We start from the raw sequence: 12,949 nt of genomic DNA on the forward strand, positions 1-12,949 counted from the left end.
CGGTGCCCTGCGCTGCCGTGCTCGCGCGCGAGGGCTGGAAGGTGGACGTCAAGGAGAGCACCGCGCGCGCCGTGAAGTACCGACGCGGCGAAGGTGAGATCATCATCGTCATCCATAACGGCAGGGGCTGGTTCGATCCGCTGTCGGACGCCAAGGGCGACGTCTTCACGCTCGCAGGTCACTTGGCCGGTATCGCCTTTCCGGCGGCCGTCGAGGCGGTTCGCAGTCTTGTCGACCATGTTCTGGCCACGCCGTCCTGGAGCCGCCCGAAACGCACAGGCACTCCTCTTTCGATCACTGAGCGATGGCGGCGTCGGCGACCACCGACCATCGGATCGCGCGCCTGGCGATATCTGGCAGATGAGCGTGCGATCCCGATATCCATTCTGCAGGCCGCTATCGCACAAGGCCTGCTGCGCGAGGGTCCGAGCGGCAGCATCTGGACGGCGCATGTCGACCAAACCAGGCAACTGATCGGATGGGAAGAACGCGGCCCGCAGTGGCGTGGCTTCTCCACCGACGGAGCCAAGGAACTGTTCCGCCTCGGCAACGAAGCAGCGCTTCGGCTCTGCGTCACCGAGGCGGCGATCGACGCCATGAGCCTTGCCGCGCTCGAGAGGATGCGCGCCGACACCCTCTACGTCAGTACCGGGGGCGGGTGGTCGCCCGCCAGCGATGCCGCGATCCGGGCGATCGCCGCGAACGCCGACATGTTGATCGTCGCGGCCACCGACAATGATCGGCAGGGCGAGATCTATGCCGGTCGTCTGCAGCAGATCGTGCGCGAGACCGGGTGCCGATACGAGCGGCTGCGGCCTTCCACGCAGGATTGGAACAGCGATTTACAAGGACGGGGGGATAGGAAACCCGGGAATGGAGGGGGAAAGGAGAGCGGAATCGCTGCCGCATGCCCGGCCGTCGCGTCAAGGGAGGCTGCGCCCGGCTTGCGCCGGCCCTTGACCCGCCGGACCGGAGAGGCGGCCGCGCGAAGGGGTGATGAGAAGGCATGAAGATGATGATCCGGTCGGGTGGACAGGATCGCGCTTGATGCCGACGGACGACAGGAGCCGCCATGATCACCCAAACCCCATTCCGCAAGGTCTTCGAGGGCATCGCCTCGCGCCACCAGATGTTCCAGATGTTCGATCGCCATGGCCAGGCGCCGATGAGCAAGGCACGCCTCACCGGCCGGCTCTATGATGGGGAATGGTTCGAGATCGGCCGGGCCGAGCATGACTACATGTTCGAGATCCTGCCGCCGCTCTGGACGCGCGGCGACATGTTCGCGCTGCGCGAGTTCATGACCGGCGCGATCACCAGCGTCTTCTTCGCGCTCTCGATCGATGGCCGCATCCGCTATTTCCACGCCTATTGCGATATGTCGGCCAAGGGTTCGGCCGCGCGCCTGCGCGATGTGATCATCGAGCGGGAATCCCGCCCGGTGCGTGCCATGACGCGCACGGAGCGGCTCGACCACATCTGGAGCACGACCCATGCCGACTATCGCGGCTATGCGGGTGAGCGCTGGCCAGAGCGTGACCGTGGCGCTCGCACCATCACCGTCTACGGTGGCCCGCAGGGCACGGTGCTGAAGCTGCTCGACGACCTCACCGAGGCCCAGATCAGCGCCAAGCTGCCGGTCCATCTTCGCTACCTGCCCGCCGCAATTGCAGCCTGATCGGAGGCTGTGATGTTCACATTTCCTATTCTCGGCGTTCGCAAGGTGATCGAGCGCGGCAAAGCCGATGCCGCCGCCAATGGGGGATTTCGCAATCCCTACTACGGCATCAAGCCCGGCAAGGATGAAAAGCCGGGACTCTGGCTGGTCGGTGACCAGGGGGTCTACATCATGTCGAACGGCAAACTCGCCGACGGCGCCCGTCCGCTCGTGGTCTATTCGGACGAGTGCCATCCTATCGGCAATCCGGACTGGTGGCATTACAAGCACCGCCATTTCGGCGGTGACGACGGCATCGAGTTCCTCGACGCCGACAGACTGATCCCGATGTTCGATCGGAACATGCGCTGCACGCATCTGCGTGTGCAACTGACCGAGACCGAAGTCTCGCTGTCGCTGATCGCCCGCTAGTCCATCCCACACGCTCACCAGCTCTCCACGCGGCCGCAAACGCCGGTCGCGTGAACGCGCTTGCCCAATTCCAGGAGATTTATCCCATGTCCCATGACGACCCCTTCACACTCGACCTGTTCGGCAATACGGCACTGTCCTCGGGGCTCAGCCTCGGCGTGACCGCCTTTTCCGACAGTCCGGCCAATGATCCGGACGATGACGATCCGTCCCCGCAGTCTTCCGCGCGCGCCGTGCCCGCCACGGCGGACACGCAACTCTCGCGCAGGGCACCGAAGGGCGAAAACTTCCATCTCGCCGGCATGCGCGGCCTCGCCAGATCCTGGCGCGATCGCGCCCGCGACAATCTTGTGGCGATCCGGCTCGCCGCCGATCTTCTTGAAGAGCAGCGCTCGGCGACCACCGCGGAGCAGGCGGCGCTGATCAGGTTCACCGGCTTTGGAGCTTCCGAACTGGCCAATGGTGTGTTTCGTCGGCCGGGGGAGGACGGCTTTCGCAAGGGCTGGGAAGAGATCGGCGTCGAGCTGGAAAGCGCCGTCGATGCCGGCGACTATGCCTCGCTCTCGCGCTGCACCCAGTATGCCCACTTCACCCCCGAATATATCGTCCGGGCCGTCTGGTCGGGCCTGCAGCGGCTCGGTTTTCGCGGCGGCCGTGTGCTCGAGCCGGGCATCGGAACAGGGCTTTTTCCGGCGCTGATGCCCGATGATCTGCGGGACGCTTCGCATGTGACCGGGATCGAGATCGACCCCGTTACCGCCCGCATTGCCCGGCTTCTCCAGCCGCGGGGCAGGACCCTCAATGCCGATTTCGCCCGGATCGACCTGCCGCAGCACTTCGACCTGGCGATCGGCAATCCGCCCTTCTCCGACCGGATCGTGCGAAGCGACCGGGCCTTCCGCGCGCTCTCGCTCAGGCTGCACGACTTCTTCATCGTCAAGGCCATCGACCGGCTGAAGCCCGGAGGTCTCGCCGCCTTCGTCACCTCGAGCGGCACGATGGACAAGGCCGATAGCAGGGCGCGCGAGCAGATCGTACGACAAGCCGATCTGGTCGCCGCCATCCGCCTGCCCGAGGGCAGTTTTCGTGCCGAAGCCGGCACCGATGTCGTCGTTGACATCCTGTTCTTCCGCAAGCGAGGGGAGGGTGAAGCCGCCGGCGACGTCGCCTGGCTCGACCTCGTGGACGTTCGCGCCGCCACCGAGGACGAAGGCGCGATCCGCGTCAATCGCTGGTTCGCCGAACATCCCGACCTGGTGCTGGGGGACCACGCCTTGCGGCGCGGCATCTACGGTCCCGACGAAACCTATACCTGCCTTCCGCGCGCCGGCGTCGATCTCGATGCAGCCCTGACCACGGCCGTCCTTGCCCTTCCGGAGGCACTTTATGATGGCGAGCCTGAAAACATTGAGGCTGACGCCGGGGACGAGGGCGTACCCGATGTCGCCACGGCAGGCGAAGCCTCTATCCGTGAGGGCAGCTATTTCATCGGCAAGAACACCGCCCTGATGCAGATGGTCGACGGCGAGGCCGTAACCATCGCCGTCAGGAAGGGCAGGCGTTCGGACGGTGTCTCGGAGAAACACGCCCGCATCATCCGCAAGCTAATCCCGATCCGTGATGCGGTGCGCGAGGTGCTGAAACTCCAGGAATGCGACCGGCCGTGGAAGCCGGCCCAGGTCAAGCTGCGCATTGCCTGGTCGAACTTCGTGCGCGCGTTCGGGCCGATCAACTTCACTACCGTCTCGACCACGGAGGATGAGGAATCCGGCGAAGTGCGAGAGACGCATCGCCGTCCCAATCTCCAGCCGTTCCTGGACGATCCCGATTGCTGGCTGGTGGCGTCGATCGAGGACTATGATCTCGAGACCAATACGGCCAGACCCGGGCCAGTCTTCACCGAGCGCGTGATCGCGCCTCCGCCGCCGCCCGTCATCAGTTCGGCCGCCGATGCCCTTGCCGTGGTGCTGAACGAGCGCGGTCATGTCGATCCCGACCACATCGCCGAACTGCTGCACCGCGACGTGGATGAAGTGATCGCCGAACTGGGCGATGCCATCTTCCGCGATCCTGCCGATGGGTCGTGGCAGACGGCGGATGCCTATCTCTCGGGTGCCGTCCGCTCGAAGCTGGAGGCCGCAGAGGCCGCCGCGGCGCTCGATCCCGATTTCTCTCGCAATGTCGCGGCTTTAAAGGAAGTCCAACCGGCCGATCTGCGGCCCTCCGACATCACCGCCCGTCTCGGCGCCCCCTGGATTCCGGCGGCCGATATCGTCGCCTTCGTGAGGGAGACGATGGAAGCCGACATCACCATCCACCACACGCCGGAACTGGCCTGCTGGACCGTCAATGCCCGCCAGCTCGGCTGGAGCGCCGCCGGCACGACGGAATGGGGAACGCATCGCCGCGATGCTGGGCAGCTTTTGTCCGACGCGCTCAATTCCTCCATCCCGCAAATCTTCGACACCATCAAGGACGGCGACACGGAGCGGCGCGTCCTCAATACGGTCGAGACCGAGGCCGCCAAGGAGAAGCTGCAGAAGATCAAGACGGCGTTCCAGACGTGGATCTGGTCCGATCCGGATCGCACCGACCGATTGGCGCGGCTCTACAACGACACCTTCAACAACATCGCCCCACGACACTTCAACGGGGACCACCTCCAGCTTCCAGGCGCCTCGGGCGCCTTTTCTCTTTATGGGCATCAGAAACGTGCGATCTGGCGCATCATCTCGGCTGGCTCGACCTATGTCGCCCACGCCGTCGGCGCCGGAAAGACGCTCTCGATCGCGGCCGCGATCATGGAGCAGCGCCGGCTCGGGCTCATCAACAAGGCCATCCTGGTCGTTCCCGGCCACTGCCTGGCGCAAGCCGCGCGGGAGTTCCTGGCGTTCTATCCGAATGCGAGAATTCTCGTCGCCGACGAGACCAACTTCGTCAAGGAGAAGCGCCATCGGTTCTTGTCGCGCGCGGCAACCGCGAATTGGGACGCGATTATCATCACCCATTCGGCGTTCCGCTTCATCTCGATACCCTCGTCCTTCGAGCAGCAGATGATCCAGGACGAGCTCGAACTCTACGAGGACCTGCTCACCAAGGTCGATCGCGAGGACCGGCTTTCGCGCAAGCGTATCGAGCGCATGAAGGAGGGGCACAAGGAGCGGCTCCAGGCACTGTCGACCCGCAAGGATGATCTGCTCACCATATCCGAGATCGGCATCGACCAGATCATCGTCGACGAGGCGCAGGAGTTCAGGAAGCTCTCCTTCGCCACCAACATGTCAACGTTGAAGGGCGTCGATCCGAACGGTTCGCAGCGGGCCTGGGACCTCTATGTGAAGTCCCGATTCGTCGAGACGAAAAATCCGGGCAGGGCGCTGGTGCTCGCTTCCGGCACCCCGATCACCAACACGCTCGGCGAAATGTTCACCGTACAGCGCCTGATGGACAACGCGTCGCTCGCCGCACGCAGGCTGCACGAGTTCGATGCCTGGGCATCGACCTTCGGCGACACCTCGACCGAACTCGAATTGCAGCCATCGGGCAAATACAAGCCGGTCACGCGCTTTGCCCAGTTCGTCAACGTGCCCGAGCTGATCGCCATGTTCCGGTCATTCGCGGACGTGGTCCAGCCCGCCGACCTGCGCACCTATGTCAAGGTGCCGGAGATCGCCGGCGGCAAGCGCCAGATCATCACCGCCGAGCCGACCCCTGCCTTCAAGGCCTATCAGCGCCATCTCGATCAGCGCATCAAGGCGATCGAGGAGCGCGACGGGTCGGCGCAGCCCGGCGACGACATCCTGCTCTCGGTTATCACCGACGGTCGCCATGCCGCGATCGACCTGCGCCTGGTCATGCCGGCCATGGATAGCGAGGACGGCAACAAGCTCAACGCGCTTGTCCGCAACACATTTCGCATCTGGCAGGAGACGGCGACAAGCGAATATCTCCGCAAGGACGGCAAGCCCTTCGACAAGCCCGGCGCCGGCCAGCTCATCTTCTCCGATCTCGGCACTATCAATGTCGAAGCCTCCCGCGGCTTTTCGGCCTATCGCTGGATCCGCGACGAGCTGGTTCGCCTCGGCGTGCCGTCCTCAGAAATCGCCTATATGCAGGACTTCAAGAAGTCCGAGGCCAAGCAGCGGCTGTTCAACGACTTCAATGCCGGCAAGGTCCGTATCCTGATCGGATCGTCTGAAACCATGGGCACGGGCGTCAATGTGCAGGCGCGGCTGAAGGCGCTGCACCATCTCGACGTGCCGTGGCTGCCGTCCCAGATCGAGCAGCGCGAAGGCCGCATCGTCCGCCAGGGCAACCAGCACGACGAGATCGGGCTCTTTGCGTATGCGACGCTCGGTTCGCTCGACGCCACCATGTGGCAGAACAACGAGCGCAAGGCCCGGTTCATCGCCGCGGCTCTCTCGGGGGACACATCCATTCGACGCCTGGAGGACATGGGGGAGGGGCAGGCTAACCAGTTCGCAATGGCCAAGGCCATCGCATCGGGCGATCAGCGCCTGATGCAGAAGGCGGGGCTCGAGGCCGAGATCGCCCGTCTCGACCGGCTCCATGCCGCTCATATCGATGACCAGCACGCCATCCGTCGTCAGGTCCGCGAGGCGGAGCGCGAGATCGAGCTGTCGGGCCGGCGCATTGCCGAAATCGGACAGGACATCGCGCGCCTGGTGCCGACCGCCGGCGATGCCTTCACAATGACGGTGACAGGCGATGCGTTCCGCGAACGCAAGCTCGCCGGCCGCGCACTGATGAAGGAAATCCTGACCTTGGTTCAGCTCCAGCAGGAGGGTGACACGGTCATAGGCTCGATCGGTGGCTTCGACCTGGAGTTCTCAGGCGGGCTCTTCGGTCGGGACGGATATCGCTACACCACCATGCTGATGCGCACCGGCGCCGACTACGAGACCGAGCTTCCCGTCACGGTCACGCCGCTCGGCGCGATTGCTCGCCTCGAGCATGCTCTGTCGAACTTCGAGGGCGAGCAGGACAATTACCGCCGTCGGCAGGAGGATGCCCGCCGGCGTGTAGCGTCCTATCAGCCACGTATTGGCGAAGCCTTTGCCTTCGAGGCCGAGCTTGAGTTGAAGCGGGAGCAGTTGGCCCATCTCGAAGCCGATCTCGCCGCCAGCACGGATAACAATCCCGGCCTTGTGGTTGGGGTAGCTGAAGGTGGCACTCGCCGGGCGGCGTGAACAGGATCTGAGAAACCTCGCCGGCTGCCGAAAGCGGTGGATCATGTGCTTACAACACAAAAGAGCAAGAAGCGGGTAGCTGACCGGCTGGACGCCGATTTGCGGCAGCAACCGAGCCCACGTCGAAACGAGCGAGATCGACGACTCGGCACCTACAGCGCGGAGCGAAGCGCGTCGACAAATCTGGCGTAGGCGTCGTCGTTGTCTTTCAGCGCCTGCCGAAGGCCGGCATAGATTTCGAGCTGTACCCCGGCACGGGTGCTGCCACGGTTGCAGATATTCTGCGGTTCCATGCCGGCGTACTCGCCTTCCGTCACGACGTTGCTGTCAAAACCGGCAGCGCGCAGTGCTTCATGAACGCGGCTCCGCAATTCAGCATCGCGACCGCCGACTTGCAGGGACAGTGCGTCTCCTTCGAGACCATGAATGGTAATCACCTTCTCGCAAGACTCGATCAGCGTCAGCGCCCGCTTCTCGTCAAACCGATGAGAGGTGAGGTGCAGGGTGCGATTGCCCGTTTTTTTGAGGCCCCTGAATGCGTAAAAATTGTGATCGTCACCGGCAATCGACTCCGCAAGCTCGGCGGTGTGGAATTCGATCCCGCCCCCATGGGGCGCCGCGATTGCGACCTTGCCGCCGGCAACAGGCCGCGCAGTGACGTTGTAGTCGACGTTCTCTCGTTCCTTCTGGCTGAGCTCTTCGTAGCTCCCGTATTTATCCTTGCGCGCCATTGCTTCCTCCCGAAGGGCCTTTCCTTTTTCCTTTGAGGAAGATCACACCATCAAACGCGCCGAGCTTGGCTTTGTTGGCGTCCAAATAGCGCTTCCTGTTCGTAACCGCGGCCCCGGTCCCGAGCTCGGTGATCTTGCCGCCCCAAGAGCCGTCGCTAAGTGGGTAAATGACGATGTGGAAGCCATCGGTTTTGAGGTAAGGATTGCCTGACTGCGACACCTTCCACTTTCGCGTGAGCCACCGCTTCCGGCGGCCGGCCACGTTTCTCAGATCCTGTTCGCGGCGACGCGGATTGACGTAGTCGTCCTCCATCTTTTCCGCGCAGACGCAGCCTACATCGAGCCCATCCTGATATTCTTCGTGGGCCATGTGGTGGACGTAGCGGATTTCCGCCCGCCCGCACATTTCGCACTGTCCGTCGGGGAAGCCGAGGTCGGTGACGCCCTCACAGGTCCATCCTTTCTGGGGAACGCCCTTCTGATCCCAAAGCATATCTCAATCCCGATCGCTCGCGCCGTGCAAGGGAGCGCTGCCGTGTAGAAACATCTCCATCTCCTGCTTCAGGAGTTCGTCGTAGCGCGCCGATAGCTCGTCCAGGACTCCCATCATCTTCATCTGGCCGATCGACCAGATGGCTAGACCGCGATCGCCGAACGGGCCTCCGGTTGTCTCCTCGACGATGGCGAGCGCTTCCGCCTCAGTCAGCGGGCGGTGCAATTTCGCGCAAAGATAAGTATAGGTTGCCGGAAATTTTCCCCTGATCGAGCGCCAGGATTCCTCCGAGATCGTGGGCGCCTTAAGCACGGCTTTGCTGACGAGCCATCCTTCCGCGGCATGGGCGATGAGCTCGGGAAGCGCCTCGGCGATGCGCGTGCCCGCAGCGTGCTGAATGAATATTTTCGCTGGCAATGGATCGCGGCTCGCTTGCCATTCGCCCCATGCGAGCTCGACATCGAGCAGCAATGCGTCATTCGCCATCGCCTTCAGCCAACGTGCGGCCGCAGCCTTGTTTCCTCGATCAAACCAACGATCGAGGATTGCCTTCCGCGCCTCCACCGAAAGGAACGGATAGATGGCCGAAAGCAGGCTGTCCGTTCGCGGGCCTATGCGGCGGCCCCTGGCCGGCAGCGCAATCAGGTCCGCGCTTAATCGGTCGAGTTCGCTCGTGTTGCCGCCATCGTTCCCAACGCGGATAAGACGTGTTCGGAGCGCCCGTATGAGCACCTGATCCGCTTCAAGATAGCGGAGTGTGGCGGTGCGCAGTTCCGCCGCGCTGAGGCAAGCCACGTAAGCGTGAAGCAGATTGCGGCCGAGATCGTCCCGGATATGCATCGAGCAAGCTTCAATGCGGCCCAGCTTCAGCGCGAGCGTCTCGTCCTCTATTGCGGGGGTGTCGTCTGCAGCTCTGGATGTCATGGCTCAGCTGGGCTTCTTGGCGTCCTTTTGGCGATCGGCAATGCTTGTGAGCCAGCTCTCCAGCTTGACGACCTCGTCTAGAAGGTCCGCATGCGTGACGGTTTCCGGGTTCAGCGTTTCCGCCGTCGCGTGAAGTTCTTCGGAGAGACGACCGCGCGCGGCTGTGACGGTTTTCACGTCCGCTTCTTCGAGAACGGCTAGCTTGAACAGGCTCGTTCCCCTGATCGCATTGTCGAACCTGCCCAGCACGGGGAAGATGAAGTCGGCAATGCCTTGATCCCACGACTCGCGGAGCTGCTCGATGATACCCTTGGCGAAGATCGTCCGCCTGGCGTCGGCCCAACCATCGAAATGAGGTTTCGCCGCTTTCAGCTCGGACCGGAGCGCCTGGCCCAACTGCCACGCGGACTTCGCTTTCATCGGAAGCTCGGCTTCAACGAAGCCCGGACGACTCTGTTTGCGAGCTACCGTTTGGTAGTGGATCGGCATCGCCTTCGCCTCCGCCTCCCGGCGCAGTTCGAAAAGAAACGCGAGATCGTGCGTGAAAACGACGACTTGCCGGTGCGCGGATTCCTCGACAAGCCGGGCTGCGACACCCTTCCGATGAATGTGATCGAGGGAGGACATCGGATCGTCGAAGACGATGCCGGAATATTGCTTCGCGGTCACTAGCTCGGCCAAAAATGCCGCGAGCGCCACGCAGCGGTGCTCGCCTTCACTGAAAATATCGCCGACCGGCTCGTCCGGCTTCTCGACCAGTGTGACCTGAAAGTACGACACCGCCGCTGCGTCTTTGATCTTTTTCAGCTCGACGGGCATGCGCGCGAGCTTCAGCTTTTCGATCTCTCGGGCGAACCGCCCGCGAAGCGCGTTGGTAACGATGCGATCCGAGAGGTCCTTGTTTTTGTCCGTAACGCCGCGCTTGGCCGTATCCTTGATGGCCTTCCTGATTTCCCGCGCTACCTTGAGCCGCTCGATCTCCGCTTTTAGGTCGGGCACGAGCGCCGAAAGCCCCTCGCGTGTCTTGAGTTCCCGATATTCATCCAGCAGGGCTGTATATTCGGGGCTGCCGTGGTCCGCCGCCAGTTGGGCCGCCCGCGCTCCTAAGCAAGCTGACGCAACGGCGAGCTCGGCTTCCGGCAAGAACGCTAGCTGCTGCGGCTCCGCGGTTTCTCGAAGCAACGCGCGCAGTCGCCAGGCTGCGATCAACGCACATCTCCGTACTGAAATCGCAAGTTCCGCGTCGCCGACATCACCATCAATGAATCTGGTCAGCTCGAGAATCGATTTCATGTCGATCCTCACCTGGCGTGCGTCTGTCAGGAACGCGCGAAAGCGCAACTCGGCGGCTTCCTCCTCCGCGCGCGTGCTGCTCTTCACGAAACCCTCGAAAGCGTTGCGTCGCTTGATTGCCTCATCACCCAGCGGCTGCTGACAAAGCACGCAAAGCTCGTCATGGCCTTCTTCATCCGGAAAATGCTTTTCAGGGTAGGCCACGTCATCGGAGTATTTCCGGGCAGCCTCCCAGAGCGCGCGCCATGTCGGTTCACCGATATGTGGCAACGGCGATGCCGAGAATAAGTCATCAGACGCAAGCCGAGCGGCCGAAACAGCAGCGTCGCGTTCCCCCCTCAATTTCTCGCGGGATTGAAAGGCGTTTGCAGAAGCCGCTTCCGCAAGCCGCTTCAGCATTGCAGCACCATCGTCGAGACGGCTCTTGTGCTGGGCAAGACGCGTCGAGGCGCGCTGCGGATCCTGTGCAAGATCGCCTTCGAGCGTGATCAGCCGATGGTTTTCGTCGTCGGAGAGTTTTGCGAGCAGATCCAGCTGGACGACATTCGAAGTGGCGGAAAGTTCGAGGACGAACGCACCTGCCGCCGTGGCCGGATGGAGCTTAGAGTTCCTGATTGAAAGCGGCGTCTGGGCAGACAGCTCGGCGAGCTTGGCATCCAGATTGCTTTTCAGCTTGTCGCAAGCGCCGGCGAGGCCTTCGAGGACCTGCATCGGCTGCGGGATGTAAGCAACCGCGTTGGTCTTCTCGACGTGGACGTTTGCGCTGCGCGAGTCAAAGATGCTGATTGACGGCAGATCGGGATTCGCCGGCGTATCGGGCGTCCATGCGAAGCTCTGCTCGACCAGTCCACGCACATAGGCCAGGCTTGCCGACTGCGGCGCCTGAGGACTGCCTTCAATGTCCCTGAGAATCTTCACCCCGCGGTCACGCGTCCGGCACGCGTGCTTGAGAATACGGACGAAGCCGGATTTGCCCGAACCGTTGTCGCCGTAAATTGCCGTGAGGCCGGTCTTGGAGAATTCGAGCATCTGGTCGGGGGCGAGAGCGTTTATGCCCGTTGGTTTCTCGATACGCAGCAGGGAAATCGGTGCGCCCGTGGTTTGCTGTGCGGAGACGTGATCGCCAGACAAAAACTCATGCGGAAGAGTCGGGTCGAGGCAGAGTTTTGTCAGCTCGTCCAGGTCGTCGGAGGAAAGCGGCCCGCCGGCAACAAGGCGCCTTAGCGCATCCCGCTGCCATACCGGACGATCGCGCGACCATGCCAAGATCTCGGCAAATGCGTCGCTCTCGCCGAAGACCTGCCCAAGGTCCGGCGTCGCGGAAATCGTAGGCGCTTCGTCCTTAAGCCCCTGCATCCTCACCCCGCCCCGACCTAGCCTTGAGTGACTTTAAGGAGAGTAAGACAAAGGGCTGGCCGTGATCGATATTCACGCGCAAAGACGTCTCTCCATACTCTCCCGGAGGTGCGAGGGCGACAAGCAGCCTGCTCTGCAGCGTGTGCTCTTCGCACTCGGGCGGAAGTGTCATGCGCTCGGGAAGGCGGCGGAAGAACGACGTTTCATACGCCCAGACATCGTTGCCCTTCAGCAAGACGAGAAGCTGGCGGATGCGCCGGCGCAGCGCGATCTCTTTCCCGGGCTCGATATCCTTCAGTATGTCCCTCTTCGCATACGTGAGACCGCCAAGGATTTCGAACAGCTCTTCCGCGTAGGCGCTAGTCTCTTCGGTCAGCGCAATTTCGATTGCCGTGACGAGGTCATGGGAATGCGATGCTTCGTGGTAGAGGCGCGTCTCGTTCGATGTGGCGTAGGCATAATCCCAATCGAAGCGCGGAATGATCTGCGGCGGCTCCTCTGAGGCAGAGTCCATTTGCGGGAAAGGAGGAACGGGTAGCGGCGAGGGTACTTCCGCCGGTCTTCCTTCCGAAAAAATGATGTGCTCGCGGCGGACGCCAAGTGCTTTGGCCAATCGGTCGACCGTCGTGATAGGAATAGCGGCGTTGTCGTTTTCAATCATGCGGAGCATGCGTTCGCTGACGCCGATTTCTGCTGCCATCTCCTTTTGCGTGCTCAGACGGTCGAGCCCCTCACGCAACTCTTTGATGGTGGCTCCCTTTTGGGTGTATTTCTTCATATGTGCCTCTTTCCACTTGACACCATCCTACATCGGGATTGGCCAAAACGGGAGGCAGACGATCGGCATGCGAAC

General features: G+C 62.6%; 9 protein-coding genes. 4 read left to right on the forward strand and 5 right to left on the reverse strand.

The features are described from left to right. The first annotated feature begins 2 nt into the window (after positions 1-2). The 4 genes from R3D65_RS05980 to R3D65_RS05995 all read left to right on the forward strand — a co-directional run bounded on the left by R3D65_RS05980 (position 3) and on the right by R3D65_RS05995 (position 7,299). The gene (locus R3D65_RS05980) at positions 3-1,010 is read left to right on the forward strand and encodes a DUF3991 domain-containing protein (RefSeq protein WP_371274369.1); all 1,008 of its coding nucleotides are present in this window, start codon (positions 3-5) and stop codon (positions 1,008-1,010) included. 62 nt (positions 1,011-1,072) lie between these two features. Then, complete coding sequence (locus tag R3D65_RS05985) at positions 1,073-1,678, forward strand: DUF1419 domain-containing protein (protein ID WP_156715817.1); 606 nt, start codon at positions 1,073-1,075, stop codon at positions 1,676-1,678. A gap of 12 nt (positions 1,679-1,690) precedes the next feature. Continuing rightward, a complete protein-coding gene (locus tag R3D65_RS05990; protein ID WP_156715819.1) occupies positions 1,691-2,089 on the forward strand; it encodes a DUF3085 domain-containing protein in 399 nt (132 codons plus the stop codon). Between the two features lie 86 nt (positions 2,090-2,175). Beyond that, positions 2,176-7,299: a helicase-related protein gene (locus R3D65_RS05995; RefSeq protein ID WP_371274370.1), complete on the forward strand. Its 5,124-nt coding sequence runs from the start codon at positions 2,176-2,178 to the stop codon at positions 7,297-7,299. A gap of 152 nt (positions 7,300-7,451) precedes the next feature. Here R3D65_RS05995 and R3D65_RS06000 read toward each other — a convergent pair whose 3' ends face one another. Genes R3D65_RS06000 through R3D65_RS06020 form a run of 5 tightly spaced genes read right to left on the reverse strand, consistent with a single transcriptional unit; the run spans position 7,452 to position 12,874 of the window. Further along, the gene (locus tag R3D65_RS06000; RefSeq protein WP_156715686.1) at positions 7,452-8,030 is read right to left on the reverse strand and encodes a poly-gamma-glutamate hydrolase family protein; all 579 of its coding nucleotides are present in this window, start codon (positions 8,028-8,030) and stop codon (positions 7,452-7,454) included. Then, positions 8,014-8,523, reverse strand: a complete 510-nt coding sequence (locus tag R3D65_RS06005; protein ID WP_197435280.1) for a hypothetical protein — start codon at positions 8,521-8,523, stop codon at positions 8,014-8,016. Before R3D65_RS06005 ends, R3D65_RS06000 begins: the two co-directional genes overlap by 17 nt. A gap of 3 nt (positions 8,524-8,526) precedes the next feature. After that, positions 8,527-9,447, reverse strand: coding sequence for a hypothetical protein (locus R3D65_RS06010; protein WP_156715689.1), 921 nt, complete (start codon positions 9,445-9,447; stop codon positions 8,527-8,529). A 3-nt stretch (positions 9,448-9,450) separates the two neighbouring features. After that, the gene (locus R3D65_RS06015) at positions 9,451-12,096 is read right to left on the reverse strand and encodes an AAA family ATPase (RefSeq protein WP_156715691.1); all 2,646 of its coding nucleotides are present in this window, start codon (positions 12,094-12,096) and stop codon (positions 9,451-9,453) included. Further along, positions 12,083-12,874, reverse strand: a complete 792-nt coding sequence (locus tag R3D65_RS06020; RefSeq protein ID WP_156715693.1) for a helix-turn-helix transcriptional regulator — start codon at positions 12,872-12,874, stop codon at positions 12,083-12,085. Before R3D65_RS06020 ends, R3D65_RS06015 begins: the two co-directional genes overlap by 14 nt. Positions 12,875-12,949: the final 75 nt, after the last annotated feature.

This window comes from Zhengella sp., assembly GCF_041397485.1.
Lineage (GTDB): Bacteria > Pseudomonadota > Alphaproteobacteria > Rhizobiales > Rhizobiaceae > Zhengella.